Here is an 18,955-nt window from a genome sequence, read left to right as displayed (position 1 = left end):
CGACGGTTCCTCCCATAGTCGAAACCCTGGACAGGCTTGCGCGTCGCCCCATGGTCGCTACAGGCAGTGTTCGAAGCCGTTCAGGATAAAGGCCGATGGCGTTTCTCCATCTCTACTGGCGCGTTCTGGCGCTGTTGCGGCCCGACAAGTGGGTCGCCTTCGGCCTCACCGCCGCCGCCATCGCGCTGGCCGGGCTGCAGTTCCTGGAGCCGGTGCTGTTCGGCCGCGTCATCGACCTGCTCTCCAGGGCGGACCGCATGGCGGTCGCGGACGTCTGGTCTGCCGCCTACACGCTGCTCGCCATCTGGGCGACGGTGGGGCTCTCCTCGATCGGCGCCAACGTCGCGGTCTCGCTGCTCGCGGACCGCATGGCGCACCGCAACCGCCTGCTGATGATGTCGCGCTACTTCCAGCACGTGCTCGCGCTGCCGCTGGAGTTCCACGGCGACGTGCAGTCGGGCCGGCTGATGAAGGTGATGCTGGTCGGCACCGACAACCTCTTCGGCCTCTGGCTCGCCTTCTTCCGCGAGCACCTCATCACGGTGGTCAGCGCGCTCGTGCTGCTGCCTCTGACGCTCTCGCTGAACTGGCGGCTCGGGCTGCTGCTGATCGGGCTGGTCGTCGTCTTCACGGCGCTGACGGCCTTCGTCATCCGCAAGACGCAGACGGCGCAGATGAAGGTGGAGGAGTTCCACACCCAGCTCGCGGGCTCGGCGCAGGACGCGCTGTCCAACGTGGTGGTGGTGCAGTCCTTCACGCGCCTCAACAGCGAGGCGAAGATGTTCGGCGACATCATGCGCCAGGTGCTGGACCACCAGTTCCCCGTGCTGAACTGGTGGGCCGTGGTGAATGTGCTGACGCGCGCCTCGAGCACCATCACCGTCATCATGATCTTCATGCTGGGCACGCTGCTGCACCTGCAGGGCAAGGCCACCGTGGGCGACATCGTGAGCTTCATGGGCTTCGCGACGCTGCTGGTCTCGCGCATGGAGGGCGCGGTCGGCTTCGTCTCGCACATGCTGTTCCAGGCGCCTTCGCTGCGGCAGTATTTCCGAGTGCTGGACACGGTCAGCACCGTGCCCGAGCGGCCGGATGCGAGGGACATCGGCCGCGCGGTGGGCGAGGTGCGGTTCGAGGGCGTCGGCTTCTCCTACCCCAACAGCGGCCGCATCCTGAGCGGCATCGACCTTGTGGCCCATCCCGGCCAGACGGTCGCGCTGGTGGGCGCCACCGGCGCGGGCAAGACGACCTCCATGCAGCTGCTCCAGCGGCTCTGGGACCCGACCGAAGGGCGCGTCACGCTGGACGGCGTGGACCTGCGCGACATCACACTGGAGAGCCTGCGCCGCAACATCGGCGTGGTCTTCCAGGAGAGCATGCTGTTCAACCGCTCCATCCGCGACAACCTGCTGGTCGGCCGGGCGAGCGCGACGCAGGAGGAGATCGAGCGCGCCTGCCGCATGGCCGAGGCGCACGACTTCATCATCCGCCAGCCCAACGGCTACGACACCATGGTGGGCGAGCGCGGCGCCACGCTCTCGGGCGGGCAGCGGCAGCGGCTCTCGATCGCGCGGGCGCTGCTGAAGGACCCGCCGGTGCTGATCCTGGACGAGGCGACATCGGCGTTGGACGCCGCGACGGAGGCGAAGGTCGCCAAGGCGCTGCGCGCGCTGATGGCGGGGCGGACGACCTTCATCATCGCGCACCGGCTCTCGACCGTGCGCGACGCGGACGAGATCCTGGTCTTCGACCTGGGCCGCATCGTCGAGCGCGGCAGTTTCTCCGGGCTGATCGCGCTGAACGGACGCTTCGCGGATCTGGTGCGGACGCAGCTCACCGGGACGACGGCGGGCTGAGAAAAAATATTCCGTTGCATCGCAAAGCGATGCCGCGCTGCAGCAACGCTTTCCGTTGCAACCCACACGGGCAAGGGCGCAACCTTACAGCAAGGCAATTCCTTGCCCCAGGGGCGCTCAAAGGGGGATGAAGGAGGAAAGCTCATGGTGATCCAGAACATCCTGCGTGGAAAAGGCAGCCAGATCATTTCCGTCCGCACGGACGACTGCGTGGCTTCCATCACGCGCACGCTGGCGCAGCACCGCATCGGCGCCGTGCTCGTCGTCGAGCCGGACGGCACCGTGCTCGGCATCGTCAGCGAGCGCGACATCGTGCGCGCCATGGCCGGCGTCGGCGAGCCGGTGATGCGCATGACCGCGGGCCAGCTCATGACCCGCGTGCTGCACACCGTCACGCCCAGCAGCACCGTCCAGGACGCGCTGCGGATGATGACCGACCGCCGCGTCCGCCACCTGCCGGTCCTCGACGAGGACGGCGCGCTGGCCGGCATGGTCTCGATCGGCGACCTCGTGAAGGCGCGCATCGCCGAGGCGGAGCAGGAGACGGAGGAGCTCAAGCTCTACGTCGCGACCGCCGGCTAAGGCAAAGCGCCGAAGCGCGACCTGGCAAGACCGGTCCCGCTTTAGCGCGAGTTCACGCCAAACCCCGTGCGGCTGTGCCTGCCGCACGGGCAAACCGCGCCAAGCGACGGATAAGACAGGGAACGCCGGGCTTGCATCGGCGTCAGGCCTCGGCCGATGATCCGGCCGCAAATAAATCCCGGAGAGGCCCGACCCATGACCGTGACCCGCCGCGCCCTCATGGCCGCCGCTGCCGCCGCCCCGCTCGCGCCCAGCCTCGCGCGGGCGCAGACGCGCTGGCAGATGGCCACCGCCTACCCGGACGGCAATTTCCACACGCGCAACATCCAGCTGTTCCTTGCGGACCTGCAGAAGGCTGATGTCGCGGTGCAGCTCCACTCGAACGCCGCGCTGCTGCCGATGGGCCAGATCAAGCGCGGCGTGCAGACGGGCCAGGTGCAGCTCGGCGAGATCCTGCTCTCCGCCTACGGCAACGAGGACGCCTTCCTGGAGGTCGACAGCATCCCCAGCCTGGTGCCGGACTTCGCAGCCGCCAAGCGCCTGTCCGACCTCGCGAAGCCCTATATCGAGGCGCGCCTGGCGCGGCAGGGCATCACGCTGCTCTACATGGTGCCCTGGCCCCCGGGCGGCTTCTACACCAACGCGCCGCTGACCTCGCTCGAAGGGCTGCGCGGCACGAAGTTCCGCACCTTCAACGTCATGACCAACCGCTTCGCCGCGCTGATCGGCGCCAATGCGACGCTGGTCCAGCAGGCCGAGGTGCCGCAGGCCTTCGCCACCGGCGTGGTGAACGCCATGGTCACCTCCGCGCAGACCGGCGTGGACACCCAGGCCTGGGACTACTGCCGCGTCTTCACCCCCGTCGGCTTCACCTTCACCCGCAACGCCATCATGGTGCAGAAGCGCGTCTTCGACGCCCTGCCCGCCGCGGCGAAGGCCGCCGTCACCGCCGCCGCCGCCGCCGCCGAGACACGCGGCTACCAGATGGCGGAGGAGGCCACGGCCACCACCGAGGCCACGCTGCGCCAGCGCGGCATGACCATCGCCCAACCGACGCCCGAGCTGGTCGAGGGCATGCGCCGCATCAGCGCGCAGATGACCGAGGAGTGGGTCTCGCGCACCGGCGAGGACGGGCAGAAGCTGATCGCGGCCTATCGCGCCTGAGGGTCGTCACAACATGCGCCGTGCGCTGGACGCCCTCTACGCCGCCAGCGCCGGCTTCGCCGCGCTGTCGCTGTTCACCATCTTCGTCGTGATGATGGCGCAGGTGGCGCTGCGCGAGACGAACCATCAGCTCCCGGGCGCCGACGACCTCAGCGCCTATCTTTGCGTCGCGACCACCTTCTTCGCGCTCGGCGCCACCTTCAAGCGCGGCGAGCTGATCCGCGTCGGCATGGTGCTCGACCGGCTCGGGCCGGGTGCCCGCCGGATCATGGAGCTGCTGGTGCTGGCGCTGGCCGCCCTGCTCGTCGGCTATATCGCGTTCTGGACCGCGCAGGACGTGATGTTCTCCTGGGAGATCGAGGAGGTCGCGCAGGGCACGGTGCCCTTCCAGCTCTGGATCCCGAAGCTGGCCATGCCGCTCGGCTCGGGCATCCTGCTGATCGCGATCGTCGACGAGTTCGTCGCGGTGCTGAAGGGAGCGATCCCCTCCTATGTCCGCGCCGCCGAGGAACGGGCCGCCGCCGGCGACTTCTCGGCAGAGGTCTAGAGGTCCTATGGGCGGTTGCCGATGCGGCGGTCCGGCGGGTCTTTTCCGCCCCTGGCGCCAGCCCTCGCTGGCCGATGCAGCCGGCATCGGCGGCGCTCGGACTGGCGCCAGGAACGAAAAATCCCTCACCGGTCCGCTCGCAGCGGCAACCGCCCATAGGACCTGACATGGACCTCCTCACCTTCGCGCTGCTCCTGCTGGTCCTGCTCTGCCTGCTGCTGGGCGCCGGCCTCTGGATCTCCATGTCGCTCGCCGCCGTGGGCTATGTCGCCATGGCGGCGGCGCACCCGTCGCCCGGCCTTTACCTCGCCTCCTCCTTCTGGGAGGCCACCGGCTCCTGGACGCTGGCCGCCCTGCCGATGTTCGTCTGGATGGGCGAGATCCTGTTCCGCACCAAGCTCTCGGAAGAGCTGTTCAACGGCCTCGCCCCCTGGGTCCGGCGCATCCCCGGCGGGCTGCTGCACGTGAACATCCTGGCCTGCGGCATTTTCGGCTCGGTCTCTGGCTCCTCCGCCGCGACCTGCGCCACCGTCTCCAAGATCGCGCTGCCGGAGCTGAAGAAGCGCGGCTACGACGAGGATGTCGCGATCGGCTCGCTGGCCACCTCGGGCACGCTCGGCATCCTCATCCCGCCCTCGATCATCATGGTGGTCTATGCGGTGGCGGCCGAGGTCTCGATCGTGCGCGTCTTCATCGCGGGCTGCCTGCCCGGGCTGATCGTGATGCTGCTGTTCAGCGCCTATATCGTGGTCTGGGCGCTGCTCAACCCGAAGAAGCAACCGGCGCCCGAGCCGCGCATCTCCTTCGGCGAGAAGATGCGGCAGAGCTCCAAGCTCATCCCCTGCGCGGTGCTGATCGTGGTCGTCATCGGCACGATGTTCGTGGGCTGGGCGACCGCCACCGAGGCCGCGGCCTTCGGCGTGCTCGGCTCGCTGCTCATGGCGGCGGGGCGCTGGACCGGGCTCGGCCTGCTGGCGCTGGACCTGATCGCCTGGGCGACCGGGCTCATCCCCTTCTCGCAGTTCTGGCCGATCGCCTTCTTCGCGCTGCTCGGCCTCGCCGCCGGCGAGCGCGTGCTGACCTGGCAGAGTTTTCTGGACAGCGTGAAGGGCGCGACGCGCCTCTCCTGCATGATCATGTTCATCCTGGCGGGCGCGGCCTTCCTCACCAAGGCGATGGCGCTGACGGGCATCCCGGCGGCGCTCGCCGAGGGCGTGGCGCATCTCAATCTCGGCCCCTACGGGCTGATCGCCATCCTGACCGTGGTCTACGTGCTGCTGGGCACGGCGCTGGACGGCGTGTCGATGATCGTGCTGACGACCTCCATCGTGATCCCGCTGGTGCAGCATGCGGGCTTCGACCTGGTGTGGTTCGGCATCTTCATCGTGCTGCTGGTCGAGATCGCGGAGATCACGCCGCCGGTGGGGTTCAACCTTTTTGTCATGCAAACCATGACTGGGAAGGAACAATTCGAGGTCGCACGCGCCTCGATGCCCTTCTTCCTGATGCTGGTGGTGACGGTGGTGCTGATCACGCTCTTCCCGGTGACGCTGGTCACGGGCCTGCCGGACTGGCTGCTCAGCCGGTAGTTGGTCGCGGAGGGGTTTCGGCCCCCCGCTACTTCCAGATCATCATCAGGAGCGCGAACAGGACGAGCGTAAGTCCCTGCAGCAGCACGCGATACCGCATGAGCTTCTGCGAGGTCTGGCCCGACACGCCGCGCGCCATGCCGATCATGCCGGCGACCAGGACACCGAGTGTCGCCGCCATCGAGGCGATCACCAGAATGGTGAAGAATGTCTTCATCCCGTCATTGTGGGCATGCGGGCCGGCCCCGGCAACCGTCCGGCCGTGACAGCCTGGCAACTTGACCTCAGCCCCCCAGGGCCCAAAACCAGGGGCATGTTCGGTCGACTCCTGCCCCTCCTCGCCCTGCTCCTGGCCCTTCCGGCCCTGGGGCAGACGCCCGCCGCGCCCGCGCCGGCCGCTCCGCCCCCGGCAGCCACGGCGCCAGCCCCCGCGGCGGCGGCACCCGCAGCGCCTTCGGCCGACACCCAGGCCGAGCTGGGCGCCCTGCTGGAGATCCTGCGCGACGAGAGCCGCCGCGCCGCGCTGATCCGCGCCCTGGAGACCTCGCCCGGTGCCGGCGCCCCTGCGGCCGCGCCGGCCCCTGCCCCGGCCGCCGAGGAGCCCGCCTCCGTCCCCGCCGAGATCGTCACCGGCGTCGGCCAGCGGCTCGCCGCCTTCCTGGAGAACATCCTCTCGCGCCTCTCCGCCGCCACGGAGCTCAGCGCCGTCGGCGACTGGTTCAGCCGGCTGACCTATGACGAGCGCCTGCAGGCGCAGGTCCTGAACCTGGCCTGGAAGCTGGCCCTGGTCCTGGTCGGCGGCATCGTGATCGAGCGGGTCCTGCGCTACGCCACGCGCCGGCCACACCGGATGCTCGAGCTGCGCGTGGAGGCGGTGGAGGGGCCGATGCGCCGCTTCCGCAGCCTGCCCTACCTGCTGGCCCACCTCGCGCTCGACATGGTTCCCATCCTGGGATTCGGCCTCTTCGCGATCGCCGTCGTGGATGCCTACGCGCTCTGGCCGTCCAACCGCCTGATCATGGAGCAGGTCGTCTTCGCCTATATGAGCGCCCGCGCCATCATGGCCGTGGGGCGGATGTTCTTCGCGCCAAGCCATGCGCGGCTGCGCCTCGCCGCCTGCGACGACGAGACGGCCGCCTATGCGATGCTCTGGCTGCGCCGCCTCGCGCTGACCGGCGTGCTCTTCTACACCCTGGCCGAGTCGGCGATGCTCTTCGGCCTGCCCTATGGCGCGCACCAGACGATCTGGCGCTTCGGCCTGCTGGTGCTGACCATGCTGGTCGCCGTCGTCGTGATGCAGAATCGCGGCTCGGTCGCGCAGCTGCTGGACGCCCCGGCGCTCGCGGAGGACGACCAGCCGACCGCGAGCCGCCGCTGGATGCGCGCGGCGCGCAACCGGCTGGCCCAGGCCTGGCACGTGATCATCATCCTCTGGCTGCTGGCGGCGTGGTCGGTCTGGGCGCTGGACATCGACCGCGGCTTCGAGCGGCTGTTCGGCGCCTCGGCGACCACCATCGCCATCGTCGTGGGCGGCAAGCTGCTCGACGAGGGCGCGCGCCGGCTGCTCGACTGGCTGTTCCGCGTCAGCACCGAGCTCTCGGGCAAGTATCCCGGGCTGGAGGCGCGGGCCAACCGCTACCTGCCGGCGCTGCGCACCATCGTCTCGGCCATCATCACGGCCGTGGTCGTCGTGCTGCTGCTGGAGGCCTGGGGGCTGCACTCGCTCTCCTGGTTCCAGCCGGGGCGCTGGGGCGGGCGGCTGGTCTCGGGCGCCGCGACCATCGGGATCACCGCGGCGGTCGCGCTCATCGCCTGGGAGGCGGCGAATTCCGCCATCCAGCGCCAGCTCAAGGCCCTGCCGAAGGACGGCTCGGCGGCCCGCAGCGCGCGGGTCCGCACCCTGCTGCCCATGCTCCGCACGGCCATCGCCGGCGTGCTGCTGGTGGTGGTGGGCATCACCTTCCTGACCGAGGTCGGCATCAACGTCGCGCCCCTGCTGGCCGGTGCCGGTGTCGTCGGTCTCGCCATCGGCTTCGGCAGCCAGACGCTGGTGCGCGACGTCATCACCGGCATCTTTCTCCTGCTGGAGGACGCGGTGACGGTCGGCGACACGGTCACCGTCGGCGGGCTGTCGGGGACGGTCGAGCAGCTCTCGATCCGCTCGATCCGGCTGCGGGCGCTGGACGGGTCCATCCACATCGTGCCCTTCAGCTCGGTCTCGACGGTGACGAACCAGACGCGCGACTTCGGCTACGCGGTGGTGGACGTCGCGCTCGACTACTCCGTGGATACGGACAAGGCGGTGATGGTCCTGCGCCAGGTGGGCGAGGCCATGCGCGAGGACGAGGCCTGGGCGCCGCAGCTCCTGGCGCCGCTGGAGGTCATGGGCGTCGACAAGATGACCGACATGGGCGTGTTCATGCGCGCGCGGATCATGACGCCGCCGGCGCGGCGCTGGGCCGTGGCGCGCGAGCTGAACCGGCGGATGAAGCAGCATTGCGACGCGGCGGGGCTGCGGCTGTTCTTCGCGAAGGCGCCGCCGGAGCCGCCCATTCCGGAGACGGCGCCGGCTTAGGGGAAAACCGATCGGAAGGCCGGCCTGGGAGAAAGCGGCTTAACATTTTTCGCATCGAGATCCGCTTTGCGCCCACGTCGGTCATCCCCGTGGCACCTTTGACCTTCCAGAGGCAGATGCGAGCTTCGGACCTGCGGATGGCCGAGGAGGATGGAGAGCTGCCGATCCGCCTATGTGCCGGAACGCAGCAAGGCAGACGGTGACCTACAGCCCTGAATGGATGTCGAGCTTCCTCTCGTTCCTGCTCGACGCTCTCAATCCTGAGGAAAGCGTGCAGCAACGCCGGCGACGACGTCCTCGACGATGCCCTGCAGCTCCGACGATACGACGCCGTCGCGCGCCTGGATCGAGATCCCCTGCATGACCGCAGCCAGATGCCGGGCCAGCCGCTGGACCTGATCCTCTTCGGCAAAGGAGGAAAGGGCCTGCACGATCCTCCCGCGTAGCGCCTCCCGCCGCGCGGCGGCATCGCGGGCGAGCGCGGCATGTTCAGGGTGACAGGCCACGAGGCCGCTCGAAATCATGCAGCCGCGTTCATGCTCGCGCTGCGTGACGTTCCTGACGGCACCCTCGAGCAGCAAACGCACCGCTTCCTGCAGCGACTTCGCCGATCCGATCAGCGCCAGATCCAGGCAGCCCAGCGTCTCCTCATAACGCTTCATCGCCTGCTGATAGAGGCCGGCCTTGCTGCCGAAGGCGGCATACAGGCTCGGCGGCGCGACCCCGATCGCCTTCGTCAGGTCTCCGACCGACACGCCCTCATAGCCATGGCGCCAGAACAGCAGCATGGCGGTTTCGATGGCCGCATCCCGATCAAAGCTCCACGGCCGTCCGCCGCGTGACTTCACACCCCGTTCCATAGCGACCACTAAACTACAGCTTGACATGCCCCGTCAAGGAGATTGAATAGCGATCATTAAACAATAGGGCTCGCCTCATGGATCATACCCGCCGCCATTTCATGACCGTTGCCGCCGCCTTCGGCGCGGCAGCCCTGCAGCCCGAGGATGCTTCGGCTCAGGCGCATGCGTCAGCCGGCAGGGAAGCACCCGACGGCACGGGCGCTGACCGCGATTTGTTCTCCGTCCGCTCGGCCGACGGCACGGTGCTGGCGGCCGAGGCAAAGGGCGCCCCCGCCGCGCGGGAGATCCTCTTCATCCACGGTCTGCGTCAGAGCGGGTTGAGCTGGGACAAGCAGTTCGCCGATCCGGCATTGGCGGGCTTCCGGACGGTTCGCTTCGACCTGCGCGGGCACGGAGACTCCGACAAGCCCAGCGCTCTGGAGGCCTATTCCGACGCTGACTGCTGGGCCGACGATGTCGCGGCCGTGATCGCGGCGACAAAGCTGCGCCGCCCTGTCCTCGTGGGCTGGTCGCTTGGTGGCTACGTGGCTGGAGCGTACCTGCGCAAGCATGGCGGCTCCGGCATCGCCGGCGTCAACCTGGTCGACGCGGTCAGCAAGCTGTCGCCGGACCTGCTCACGCCGCTGGCCGGTGACTTCACCGGCACCGCGACCTCGCATGACCTGGCGACGCGTGTCGCCGCGACGGCGGAGTTTCTTGCCGCCTGCTTTCACCAGCCGCCAAGCGGCGCCGAGCTCCAGCGGATGCTCGTCGTCAACGGCATGGCAGCACGTGCGGCGAACGAGGGCTTTGTGCAGACCGCGACCACCGATCTCGAGCCTGTATTCGCGGCATACGAGGGTCCGATCCTGCTGACGCACGGCGCGCATGACCGCCTCGTTCGCCTGGCGATGTCGGAGCGCATCCGGTCGCTCAAACCGGAAAGCCGCCTGTCCGTGTTCGGTGAGAGCGGGCACAGCCCGTTCTACGAGGAGCCGACACGCTTCGGGCTTGAGCTCGCCGCCTTCGTGACCGCGGCCAGCTGAGGCCTGACCGTGAAGGGACGAGCGAGCGCGCAGGCCGACGCTCCGACCGTCCAGGGACCGACGTGCCCCGAAAGGAATGCGATGGCTCCGCTGGAGATTCTCTGCGCCGTGCTTGTGCCGCTCCTGTGGGGGGTGCAGTACGCCGTCATCAAGGCGGGATTGGCCGTCTTCCCGCCCCTCTTCTTCGTCGGTCTGCGCTTCGCGGTCGTCGCCGCCATCCTGCTGCCCTTCGTCGGACGGCCCTCCAGGCATGAACTGGGCGTCTTTCTCCTCATCTCGATCTTCATCGGCGGGCTCAACTTCGGCCTCGTCTTCGTCGGCCTCACCGGGGCACCGGCGAGCGTGACCGGCCTCGCCAACCAGCTGTGGTCGCCCTTCGCATTGGTCCTGGCATGGCCCCTGCTCGGGGAGAGGCCGTCGCGGCGCGTCGCCGCCGGCGTCCTGATCGCCCTGGCCGGCGTGACCCTGGCGGTGGCCGATCCCACGGTCGCCGTCCCGATCGTCCCGACGCTCCTGGTCCTCGGATCGGCCCTGGCGCTCGCGACCGGCAGCGTGCTGACCAAGCGTTACGGCCCCTTGGATTCCATGAGGCTGATGGCGTGGATGTCGCTGTTCACGGTGCCGCAGGTCTGGTTCGTATCGGCCTTCATCGAGGCGGGGCAGATGAACGCGCTGGCGACCGCGGATCGCGCGGCGTGGCTGGCGTTTGCCTATACGGTGCTGCTGGGGGGGATCGGCGGCTTCGGCCTGTGGTTCTGGCTGCTCGCGCGGCGCCCGATGGCGCAGGTGGCGCCCTACACGTTGTTGCAGGCCGCCTTCGCGATTGCCGCTGGGGTGATTTTCCGGCACGAGCCACTCACCTCGACGCTCGTCGCGGGAGCGGCCATCTGCATCGCTGGCGTGGCGATCTCACAGCGCCCCGCGCGTGACCGACATCCGCGCTCAAGCACGGCTCCCACACGCATGTCCTAGAGCCCTCGGGGCATCGGTGCCCGCGCGAAGAGCTTCCACGTCTGCTCTCCATCACAGCACATGCGCCAGATGGCGTTTGGTCTGGTTAGGGTCAGAGCCGGTCTGAACGTCGATGTCCGCTTCTTTGCCTCACCCACCGAAAGCGGTCGCTCCGCTTTCGGTCAGCACCTGCCATTTGGATACATGATCCCGGCAATCCGAAGAGATTGGAGAAGGTGGCTCTCGGCAGAGCCTTGCCCCAGGCCGCAGCCATCCAAGTCCATGCGCCGGGACTCGAAGCGCCGCGTCGGCGAAACTCAAGCCGGCAGCTGCCGCATCAGCCAGATCACCGCCACGCCGGCGCCGATCGCCAGCATGTAGCTGCGCGTGCCGATCATCACGCCCACCACGCCGGCCGCCGCCAGCATCTGCGTCGGCCCGCCGATGACGAGCGCCGGGATCACGAAGGCCACGAAGATGCAGCCGGGCATGTGGCTCAGCATCGCGGTCACGAAGGGGGTCGGCCGGAAGGCACGGAGCAGCGCGTAGCCGCCGGCCCGGAGCAGATAGGTGGACAGCGCCATCCCCAGGATGGCCAGCAGCACGTCCCAGCGCAGGGTCATCGGCTACTGAGCGGCCCGCGCCGCCTCGACGATCTCCCGGAACAGCCGGGCCGGGAGCGACCCGCCGGAGATCTCGTCCATGCCGACGTTGTTGTCATTGCCGAGCCATACCCCGATCACGACGGGCCCGGAAGGAAGCTGCACGAAGCCCAGGAACCAGGCGTCGCGGTAGTCCTGCGTGGTGCCGGTCTTGCCGCCGACGGCCAGCCCTGGCACCGCCGCCGCGCGGCCGGAGCCGTAGCGCACCACGGCGGACATCATCTGACGCATCTGCTCGGCGTTGGAACTGGTGATGACCTGCGGCGCCTCCGCCCGCGGCGCGCCGACCACGCGGCCCTCGGCCTCGACGCGCGCCATGCCGTAGGGCGTCACGCGGCGCCCGCCATTGGCGATGGTGGCATAGGCGGCGGCCAGGTCGATCAGCGTCACCTCGCCGGTGCCGAGCGCGATCGAGCCGTCGGTCGGAAAACGCCCGCGGATGCCGAGCCGCCCCGCGACCTCGGCCACCGCGCGCGGCCCGCCGCCCATCTGCATGACGCGCACGGCCGCGGTGTTCACCGACTGTGCGAAGGCCTCCTCCAGCGTGATCGACCCGCGCGAGCGCCAATGCCCGTTGGAGGGCGACCAGCGGCCGGAGCCGATCGGCAGGTCGCTCACGGAATCGCCCGGGCTCGCGCCGTGCTCCAGCGCGGCCAGATAGACCAGGGCCTTGAAGGTGGAGCCCGGCTGCCGCCGCGCGTCGGTGGCGCGGTTGAAGGGGGACCGCTGGAAGTCGCGCCCCCCGGCCATGGCGCGGACGGCGCCCGTGCCGGCGTCCATGACGATCACCGCGCCCTGGCCCACCCGCGCCTGGCGCCCCGGCCCGTCGAGCAGCGTGGCCAGCCGCGACTCGACGGCGTTCTGCCAGCGCGGATCGAGCGTGGTGCGGATCACGAGGTCGGCGCTGCCGGGGAAGGCGTCGGGGATGTCCTCGAAGAGCCAGTCGGCGAACCAGCCGCCGTTGCGCGAGGGGCGCGGCGGGATGCGCATCTCCTCGGCCGCCTGGGCCGCCTGCTCGCCGGTGATGGCGCCGGTGTCGCGCATGGCGGCCAGCACGTCGCGGCCGCGGGCCATGGCGGCGTCGGGGTTGGAGCGCGGGTTGTAGCGTGTGGGCGCCTGCGGGAGGCCGGCCAGGATGGCGGCCTGCGGAATCGTCAGACGCCGCGCCGAGACGCCGAAATAGAGTCGCGCCGCCGCGTCGATGCCGTAGGCGCCGCCGCCCAGGTAGACGCGGTTCAGGTAGATCTCGAGCAGCTGGTCCTTGGTGAAGCGGTGCTCCAGCCAGAGGGCCATCAGCGCCTCCTGCACCTTGCGCCGCGTGCTGCGCGCCGGACTCAGGAACAGGTTTTTTGCGAGCTGCTGCGTGAGGGTGGACCCGCCTTGGACGACGTCGCCCGCGGAAAAATTGCGGTAGATCGCGCGGGCGAGACCGATCGGGTCCAGCCCGAAATGGCTGCGGAAGCGGCGGTCCTCGATGGCGAGCAGCGCGGCCGGGACATAAGCGGGCATGTCGCGCAGGCGCATGGTCTCGCCATAGAGGTCGCCCTGCGTGCCGAGCAGGCCGCCGTCGCTGGCCTGGAGGGTGACGCTGGGGCGGCGCTGATGCTCCAGCGCCGAATCCGTGCGCGGCATGTCCCAGGTGAACCAGAGCAGCACGGTGGCCAGCGCGAAGGCGCCCCAGATCGCCAGGATGACGCCCAGCCGGAAAAGCCGGCCGCCGAGGCTTCGGCGGGCCGGCGTCGCGGCGCGGGCGGGGGGCCCGCTGGGATGTGGCCCGCTCGGGGGGGGCCGTCGTTCGAGCCGGGGGGTGGCGCGAGGGCTAGGGGCCGCGGGACGCAGCCGTGCGGCCGCCACTCGAGGCATGAGCTCTCCCTAGCACGGGCATGTCGCGGGTTGTAGCGCCGCGTTGCGCCTGACTCGCAACATCGCTTGACCCGCACGCCAAGCGCGGTCATGTCAGGTCGCGAACCACGATGCAGCATCCGGCCATGACTGCGGCCGGCGCGCCGCGACCGACCTCCCAGCCTGGCGCGCCTTGACGGGCGCGAAACCAGGCCGGTGGAGCCGGCGCCAGGCGCCTGAGGGCAAAGATACATGAACTGGATTTCCGAGTGGGCGCTGCCCAAGATCAAGACGCTCTTCGGCTCCCGCGAGGTGCCGGAGAACCTCTGGCACAAATGCCCCGCCTGCGAGCAGATGATCTTCCAGACGGACCTGGATAAGAACCTCCGCGTCTGCCCGCATTGCGGCCATCACATGCGACTCTCGGCGCGGCAGCGGCTCGATGCGACGCTGGACGAAGGCTGGCAGAAGATCGAGCTGCCCAAGGCCCCGGCCGATCCGCTCCGCTTCCGCGACCAGCGCCGCTATTCCGAGCGCCTGCGCGACGCCCAGACCAAGTCCGGCATGGATGACGCGGTGCTGGTGGGGCACGGAAACATCGAGGCGCAGCGCGCCGTCGTCGCGGCCTTCGAATTCGCCTTCATGGCCGGCTCCATGGGCGCGGGCGTGGGCGAGGCCATCGTGACCGCCGCGCGGCTCGCCGTCCTGCAGGACGCGCCGCTGATCGTCTTCGCAAGCTCCGGCGGCGCCCGCATGCAGGAGGGCGCCGTGAGCCTCATGCAGATGCCGCGCACCGTGATCGCGACGCAGATGGTGAAGGATGCCGGCCTGCCCTTCGTCGTGGTGCTCTGCGATCCGACGACGGGCGGCGTAACGGCCAGCTTCGCCATGCTGGGCGACATCCAGATCGCCGAGCCCGGCGCGCTGATCGGCTTTGCCGGCGCGCGCGTGATCGAGCAGACCGTCCGCGAAAAGCTGCCCGAGGGCTTCCAGCGGGCCGAGTACCTGCTGGAGCACGGCATCCTCGACATGGTGGTGAAGCGCGGCGAGATGCGCGCGACGCTTGGCCGTCTGATCAGACTTTTGCGCGACGCCGAAGGGGAACCCACGCCGGCGGCGGCTTGAGATGGTTGCGCAAGCCAAAGTGCCGCTCGCCCAGCATCCGGCCGCGACCGCGGCCGGCGCCGCCCACTCCACTTCCCGGCTCGGCGTTCCAGTGGCGCGGCGAAGCCAAGCCGCCGGGTTGGGGCTGCTTGCCCCAACCGCCCGGCGTCTGAGGGCAGCATAGTGTCCCGCTCGGAAGAGATCATCGACCGGCTCCACGCGCTGCACCCGGTGCTGATCGACCTCAGCCTGGGGCGCCTTCAGAAGCTGCTGAAGAAGCTCGGCCATCCGGAGCGGAAGCTGCCGCCGGTCGTCCATGTCGCCGGCACCAACGGCAAGGGCTCGACCTGCGCCTTCCTGCGCGCCATCGGCGAGGCGGCCGGGCGGCGCGTGCATGTCTACACCTCGCCGCACCTCGTGCGCTTCCACGAGCGAATCCGCCTCGCGGGCCGGCTCGTCGCGGAGGAGTTCCTCGTCGCCGCGCTCGAGGAAGTGGAAGAGGTGAACGGCGCCGATGCCATCACCGTCTTCGAGATCACCACCGCGGTCGCGCTGCTGCTGTTCAGCCGCGTGCCGGCGGACATGCTGGTGCTGGAGGTGGGCCTCGGCGGCCGCTACGACGCGACCAACGTGGTCCCGGCGCCGGCCATCACCGCGATCACCAGCGTCTCCATGGACCACATGGATTTCCTGGGCGACACGCTGGAGAAGATCGCCTTCGAGAAGGCCGGAATCATCCGGGCCGGAATCCCCTGCGTGACCGGCCGGCAGGACCCGGCCGCGTCCAGCGTCATCTCCGCCTGCGCGGCCGCGCTGGGCTCGCCTCTGCTGGCCCGGGACGCCGAGTGGTGGATCACCCCGATGGAGGAGGACGGTTACCTCTTCCGGGACGCGAAGGGCCGTCTGGCGCTGCCGCCGCTGGGGCTGCGCGGGGCGCACCAGCCCGACAATGCCGGCATCGCGGTCGCGGCGATGCGTGCCTGGAACCCCATCTGGCTGACCGACCGGGCCATCGCCCGCGGGGTGGCCGCCGCGGAGTGGCCGGCGCGGATGCAGCGGCTGCGGGGGGCGCTGGTCCCGCCGCCGCCCTGGGAGCTCTGGCTCGACGGCGGCCACAATGCCGGCGCCGGCGCCGCGCTGGCCGAGACGCTCGCCGAATGGACCGACAAGCCGGTCCATCTCGTGGTCGGCATGAAGCAGGGCAAGACGGCCGAGGGATTCCTGGCGCCGCTGCTGCCGCTGGCGGACAGCATCACGGCCGTGCAGGAGCCCGGGCAGCATCTGGCGATGTCCGTGGACGAGATCGTCGCGGCCAGCGGCGGCGTGGCCCGGCCGGGGCCGGATGTGCGGTCCGCGCTGACGCGGATCGTGACGGAGGAAGCGCCGGGCCGGATCCTGATCTGCGGAAGCCTCTACCTCGCGGGCGAGGTCCTGAAGCTGGACGAGGCGCTGCCGGCTATTTGATCTCTTCGTCCGGCATCACGCCGAAGATCTCGGACCGCTTGATGTAGCCGCGGCGGTCCTGGACCTGTACCTCGCACCAGGCGCTGCCGGCGTCGCAGCCGCGGATGCGGCCGATCACGCCGGGGCGGAGTCGCGCCACCGGGGCGGCGCCGTCCTCGGCGCGGCGGCGGAGCTGGATCTCGGCCGTGGCCTCGCCGCGGACGATGAAGGTGCGGCGGCCGGGCTGGAGGTTGGAGGCGGCCAGCCAGCCCTCCGTCCCGTCCGGATCGCGGATGCGGCGCCACTGGTCGTGCTCGCGGATGATCTGCACGGGCAGGTCGGCGCGCTGGTAGCGCCACTCGACCGGATAGCGGCGGTCGGGGCCGACGCGCAGGTTCACGTCGTTGGAGCGCAGCGCGGCGAAGCGCGGCATGGGCAGGCCGGTGACGCTGCCGATGGTCGGCTGCGGCTCGGGCGCGGGCGGCGGGACCTGCGCGGCGGCGGCGGCTGCCGCGGCCGCTGCTGCTGCAGCCGCCGCGGCGGCTGCCTGGGCGGCGGCGCGGCGCTGACGCTCGGCGGCCTGGCGCTGGGCCGCGGTCTGCGGCGTGGCGGGCCGCTGCGCCTGGGGACGCTGGCCGGAGGCGGGGCGCTGGGCCTGGGTGGGGCGCGCCGGCGTCGCCGGCCGCTGCGCCTGGGCCGGGCGGGCCGGGGCCGGCGTGGCGGCGGGTGCTGGCGAAGCGGGCGGCGTTCCGGCCGCGCGCGGCGGCGCAAGCGTCTGCGAGCCGCCCAGGCTGGTCTGCGCGGGGGCAAGGCCCGTGGTGCCGACGGCACCGGCGAGCGCAAAGATCGCGATGGCGAAGCGGGCCCTCATCTCCCCTTCGATGCCGCGCCCGGCCGCGCCGGGTCAAGGGCCAGAGGAAGGGAGGTCAGAGCGAAATGACCTGTCCGGGGCCCACGGCCCCCAGGAAGGTAACAATGCCGGCGACCTCGACCCCCTCGGCGAGGGGCTGCTCCGCCAGCGATTCGGCGCGCAGCCCGGCTTCGCAGGCGATCATGCGGATGCCGAGGGCCTGCGCGGCCTCCATCAATTCGGCGAGCGTCGCCACGCCGGATTGCGAAAGTTTGTCCTCCCGCCCATCGCGTTCGAGGGGCGCATCCTTCAGCAGCAGGCGGCAGCCGGCATTGGTGGCGAAGAGCGTCACCGTCCGGCCGATCGCGGCGGCGGCCGTGGCGAGCATCAGCGCATAGTGCCCGCGCTCATGCCCGCCCGAGATGAGCAGGATTCCCAGCGGGTTCACTGATGCGCCGAGAGGTCGTGAATCGTGGCGTTCCCGCCGCAGAGGGCGCATTCCAGGTCGCGGCGCAGCTTCACCATGCGGAAGCGGGCGTCCAGCGCGTCCCAGAGCAGCAGGCGGCCGGACATGTCCTCGCCGATGCCGAGGATCACCTTCAGCACCTCGGTGGCCTGGAGCGTGCCCATCACGCCCACGACAGCGCCGAGCACGCCCGCCTGCGAGCAGGTGGGGACCATGCCCTCCGGCGGCATCTCCGGGTGGAGGCAGCGGTGGCAGGGATGCGGCGGGCCCTCATGCGCTCGGAAGACGGAGAGCTGGCCCTCGAAGCGGAGCACGGCGGCGCTGACCAGGGGCTTCTTCAGCAGGTGGCAGGCGTCGCCGAGGAGGAAACGGGTCGGGAAATTGTCGGTGCCGTCGCAGATGACGTCGTATTGCGGGATCAGCTCCTCGGCGGCGGCGCGATCCATGCGGCGGGTGTGGAGCTCGAGCCGGACGTCGGGGTTGAGCTCGCGGAGCGCAACGGCGGTGCTGTCGGTCTTGTTCTGGCCGATGCGCGCGGTGCTGTGCGCGACCTGCCGCTGGAGGTTGGAAAGCTCCAGCGCATCGTGGTCCACGAGGCCGAGCGTGCCGACGCCGGCCGCAGCGAGATAGAGCGCCAGCGGCGACCCCAGCCCGCCGGCGCCGACGATGAGCACCCGCGCCGCGCGCAGCTTCGCCTGGCCGATCGCGCCGACCTCCTTGAGGAGGATGTGGCGCGAGTAGCGATGCAGCTCGTCTTCGGTGAAATCGAGGTCCATGGGAGGGATATGGTGCCGAAAACAGGACGCGACCACCCCATGGCGATCACGTCGGGGGCGTCCTGGCCATCTGTTCTTGGAGAAGGCGGAGCTCATTCTCGCGCTGCGAATTGATCGAGTTGACCGCCAGGTCGCAGCTCGTCGGTGCACCGCTTGTGGCAGGTCTATCCGTACAAGCGGCACGAACAGCCACGATCCGTTCATCCGCCTGAGCCCCGATTTCGCGGCGCCGCGCATCATGGCAATTACCGCCAACGCCGGCCTGGGCTATTGCAAGCGTGACATGAACGCTCGCGGGATATTCTCCGATTGCCCCCGACGCCGCATCAACCGCCACCCCGATGATTCCTCCGACGAGAAGATTGCCAAGGGTCATGGCCTGAAAGTTGGCCGGCACGGTGGTGAAGCCGGGCTGATATCCGGAGCGCTCGCAGCGAACGGAAATGTTCCGGGACGAGCGGCTCGCAGTGACAGTTCCCGGTGTCACGCTCACAGCCCCCACCAAGGCTCCGTCGCGCTGCATCTCACACACCGCCTGCGCGGGCTCGCTCGTGACGGTAATCGGTTGTGACGTGCCGGATGTGATGGTGGCGCACGCCGAAGTCATCAAAAGGCCCAATAGGCCGAAAATACGAAATATTCTTTTGGATCTTTCCTTCC

The 18,955-nt window shown here is 69.9% G+C and carries 18 protein-coding genes; 10 read left to right on the top strand and 8 right to left on the bottom strand.

The annotated features are described in order from the left end of the window. Positions 1-95: 95 nt before the first annotated feature. The 5 genes from AC1ROY_RS28730 (at position 96) to AC1ROY_RS28710 (ending at position 5,738) form a co-directional block, all read left to right on the top strand. Positions 96-1,856 (top strand): glucan ABC transporter ATP-binding protein/ permease, encoded by a 1,761-nt coding sequence (locus AC1ROY_RS28730; protein ID WP_493152360.1) that lies wholly within the window; start codon positions 96-98, stop codon positions 1,854-1,856. Between the two features lie 144 nt (positions 1,857-2,000). Beyond that, positions 2,001-2,438 carry a CBS domain-containing protein gene (locus AC1ROY_RS28725; RefSeq protein WP_493152359.1) on the top strand — a complete coding sequence of 146 codons (438 nt, stop codon included), beginning with the start codon at positions 2,001-2,003 and terminating at the stop codon, positions 2,436-2,438. A gap of 195 nt (positions 2,439-2,633) precedes the next feature. Beyond that, the gene (locus AC1ROY_RS28720) at positions 2,634-3,602 is read left to right on the top strand and encodes a TRAP transporter substrate-binding protein (RefSeq protein ID WP_493152358.1); all 969 of its coding nucleotides are present in this window, start codon (positions 2,634-2,636) and stop codon (positions 3,600-3,602) included. A 13-nt stretch (positions 3,603-3,615) separates the two neighbouring features. Beyond that, on the top strand, positions 3,616-4,149 hold the full coding sequence (locus tag AC1ROY_RS28715; protein WP_493152357.1) for a TRAP transporter small permease: 534 nt from the start codon (positions 3,616-3,618) through the stop codon (positions 4,147-4,149). Positions 4,150-4,316: 167 nt separating this feature from the next. Continuing rightward, complete coding sequence (locus AC1ROY_RS28710) at positions 4,317-5,738, top strand: TRAP transporter large permease (RefSeq protein ID WP_493152356.1); 1,422 nt, start codon at positions 4,317-4,319, stop codon at positions 5,736-5,738. Positions 5,739-5,766: 28 nt separating this feature from the next. Here the strand turns inward: AC1ROY_RS28710 and AC1ROY_RS28705 are convergent, their stop codons facing one another. After that, on the bottom strand, positions 5,767-5,955 hold the full coding sequence (locus tag AC1ROY_RS28705; RefSeq protein ID WP_493152354.1) for a twin transmembrane helix small protein: 189 nt from the start codon (positions 5,953-5,955) through the stop codon (positions 5,767-5,769). Between the two features lie 96 nt (positions 5,956-6,051). On the opposite strand from AC1ROY_RS28705, the gene AC1ROY_RS28700 reads away from it, so the two are divergent. Beyond that, entirely contained in the window at positions 6,052-8,313 is a 2,262-nt protein-coding gene (locus AC1ROY_RS28700) for a mechanosensitive ion channel domain-containing protein (protein ID WP_493152353.1), read from the top strand. Positions 8,314-8,567: 254 nt separating this feature from the next. Here AC1ROY_RS28700 and AC1ROY_RS28695 read toward each other — a convergent pair whose 3' ends face one another. Next, positions 8,568-9,161, bottom strand: coding sequence for a TetR/AcrR family transcriptional regulator (locus AC1ROY_RS28695; protein WP_493152352.1), 594 nt, complete (start codon positions 9,159-9,161; stop codon positions 8,568-8,570). An 89-nt stretch (positions 9,162-9,250) separates the two neighbouring features. Between AC1ROY_RS28695 and AC1ROY_RS28690 the strand changes: the two genes are divergently transcribed. Both AC1ROY_RS28690 and AC1ROY_RS28685 read left to right on the top strand, forming a co-directional pair. Then, positions 9,251-10,201, top strand: coding sequence for an alpha/beta hydrolase (locus tag AC1ROY_RS28690; RefSeq protein WP_493152351.1), 951 nt, complete (start codon positions 9,251-9,253; stop codon positions 10,199-10,201). Between the two features lie 81 nt (positions 10,202-10,282). After that, positions 10,283-11,173, top strand: a complete 891-nt coding sequence (locus AC1ROY_RS28685) for a DMT family transporter (protein ID WP_493152350.1) — start codon at positions 10,283-10,285, stop codon at positions 11,171-11,173. Positions 11,174-11,469: 296 nt separating this feature from the next. Here the strand turns inward: AC1ROY_RS28685 and AC1ROY_RS28680 are convergent, their stop codons facing one another. Then, positions 11,470-11,775, bottom strand: a complete 306-nt coding sequence (locus AC1ROY_RS28680; RefSeq protein ID WP_493152349.1) for an AzlD family protein — start codon at positions 11,773-11,775, stop codon at positions 11,470-11,472. A gap of 3 nt (positions 11,776-11,778) precedes the next feature. Continuing rightward, positions 11,779-13,677, bottom strand: coding sequence for a transglycosylase domain-containing protein (locus tag AC1ROY_RS28675; protein ID WP_493152348.1), 1,899 nt, complete (start codon positions 13,675-13,677; stop codon positions 11,779-11,781). Positions 13,678-13,908: 231 nt separating this feature from the next. Between AC1ROY_RS28675 and accD the strand changes: the two genes are divergently transcribed. Further along, on the top strand, positions 13,909-14,781 hold the full coding sequence (gene accD, locus AC1ROY_RS28670) for an acetyl-CoA carboxylase, carboxyltransferase subunit beta (RefSeq protein ID WP_493152347.1): 873 nt from the start codon (positions 13,909-13,911) through the stop codon (positions 14,779-14,781). A 162-nt stretch (positions 14,782-14,943) separates the two neighbouring features. Next, on the top strand, positions 14,944-16,224 hold the full coding sequence (locus AC1ROY_RS28665) for a bifunctional folylpolyglutamate synthase/dihydrofolate synthase (protein WP_493152346.1): 1,281 nt from the start codon (positions 14,944-14,946) through the stop codon (positions 16,222-16,224). On the opposite strand, the gene AC1ROY_RS28660 is transcribed toward AC1ROY_RS28665, so the two are convergent. The 4 genes from AC1ROY_RS28660 to AC1ROY_RS28645 are packed head-to-tail and all read right to left on the bottom strand — an operon-like array spanning position 16,217 to position 18,818. Then, the gene (locus tag AC1ROY_RS28660) at positions 16,217-17,074 is read right to left on the bottom strand and encodes an SH3 domain-containing protein (protein ID WP_493152345.1); all 858 of its coding nucleotides are present in this window, start codon (positions 17,072-17,074) and stop codon (positions 16,217-16,219) included. The two genes, AC1ROY_RS28665 and AC1ROY_RS28660, sit on opposite strands and share 8 nt — an antisense overlap. Before the next feature lie 55 nt (positions 17,075-17,129). After that, on the bottom strand, positions 17,130-17,501 hold the full coding sequence (locus AC1ROY_RS28655) for a DsrE/DsrF/DrsH-like family protein (protein ID WP_493152344.1): 372 nt from the start codon (positions 17,499-17,501) through the stop codon (positions 17,130-17,132). Beyond that, a complete protein-coding gene (locus AC1ROY_RS28650) occupies positions 17,498-18,295 on the bottom strand; it encodes a HesA/MoeB/ThiF family protein (protein ID WP_493152343.1) in 798 nt (265 codons plus the stop codon). The genes AC1ROY_RS28655 and AC1ROY_RS28650 overlap by 4 nt, the downstream gene beginning before the upstream one ends. Positions 18,296-18,341: 46 nt before the next feature. Further along, the gene (locus AC1ROY_RS28645) at positions 18,342-18,818 is read right to left on the bottom strand and encodes a hypothetical protein (protein ID WP_493152342.1); all 477 of its coding nucleotides are present in this window, start codon (positions 18,816-18,818) and stop codon (positions 18,342-18,344) included. Between the last annotated feature and the right edge of the window lie 137 nt (positions 18,819-18,955).

It is taken from the genome of Roseococcus sp. GW821-FHT12F05, from assembly GCF_058806835.1.
This window is presented reverse-complemented; position numbering and strand designations above follow the sequence as displayed.

Excerpts from the sequence above, each read along its gene's own strand:
- AC1ROY_RS28730 (WP_493152360.1), top strand. The coding sequence starts at position 96 with ATGGCGTTTCTCCATCTCTACTGGCGCGTTCTGGCGCTGTTGCGGCCC.
- AC1ROY_RS28725 (WP_493152359.1), top strand. The coding sequence starts at position 2,001 with ATGGTGATCCAGAACATCCTGCGTGGAAAAGGCAGCCAGATCATTTCC.
- AC1ROY_RS28720 (WP_493152358.1), top strand. The coding sequence starts at position 2,634 with ATGACCGTGACCCGCCGCGCCCTCATGGCCGCCGCTGCCGCCGCCCCG.
- AC1ROY_RS28715 (WP_493152357.1), top strand. The coding sequence starts at position 3,616 with ATGCGCCGTGCGCTGGACGCCCTCTACGCCGCCAGCGCCGGCTTCGCC.
- AC1ROY_RS28710 (WP_493152356.1), top strand. The coding sequence starts at position 4,317 with ATGGACCTCCTCACCTTCGCGCTGCTCCTGCTGGTCCTGCTCTGCCTG.
- AC1ROY_RS28705 (WP_493152354.1), bottom strand. The coding sequence starts at position 5,955 with ATGAAGACATTCTTCACCATTCTGGTGATCGCCTCGATGGCGGCGACA.
- AC1ROY_RS28700 (WP_493152353.1), top strand. The coding sequence starts at position 6,052 with ATGTTCGGTCGACTCCTGCCCCTCCTCGCCCTGCTCCTGGCCCTTCCG.
- AC1ROY_RS28690 (WP_493152351.1), top strand. The coding sequence starts at position 9,251 with ATGGATCATACCCGCCGCCATTTCATGACCGTTGCCGCCGCCTTCGGC.
- AC1ROY_RS28685 (WP_493152350.1), top strand. The coding sequence starts at position 10,283 with ATGGCTCCGCTGGAGATTCTCTGCGCCGTGCTTGTGCCGCTCCTGTGG.
- AC1ROY_RS28680 (WP_493152349.1), bottom strand. The coding sequence starts at position 11,775 with ATGACCCTGCGCTGGGACGTGCTGCTGGCCATCCTGGGGATGGCGCTG.
- AC1ROY_RS28675 (WP_493152348.1), bottom strand. The coding sequence starts at position 13,677 with ATGCCTCGAGTGGCGGCCGCACGGCTGCGTCCCGCGGCCCCTAGCCCT.
- accD (WP_493152347.1), top strand. The coding sequence starts at position 13,909 with ATGAACTGGATTTCCGAGTGGGCGCTGCCCAAGATCAAGACGCTCTTC.
- AC1ROY_RS28660 (WP_493152345.1), bottom strand. The coding sequence starts at position 17,074 with ATGAGGGCCCGCTTCGCCATCGCGATCTTTGCGCTCGCCGGTGCCGTC.
- AC1ROY_RS28650 (WP_493152343.1), bottom strand. The coding sequence starts at position 18,295 with ATGGACCTCGATTTCACCGAAGACGAGCTGCATCGCTACTCGCGCCAC.
- AC1ROY_RS28645 (WP_493152342.1), bottom strand. The coding sequence starts at position 18,818 with ATGCAGCGCGACGGAGCCTTGGTGGGGGCTGTGAGCGTGACACCGGGA.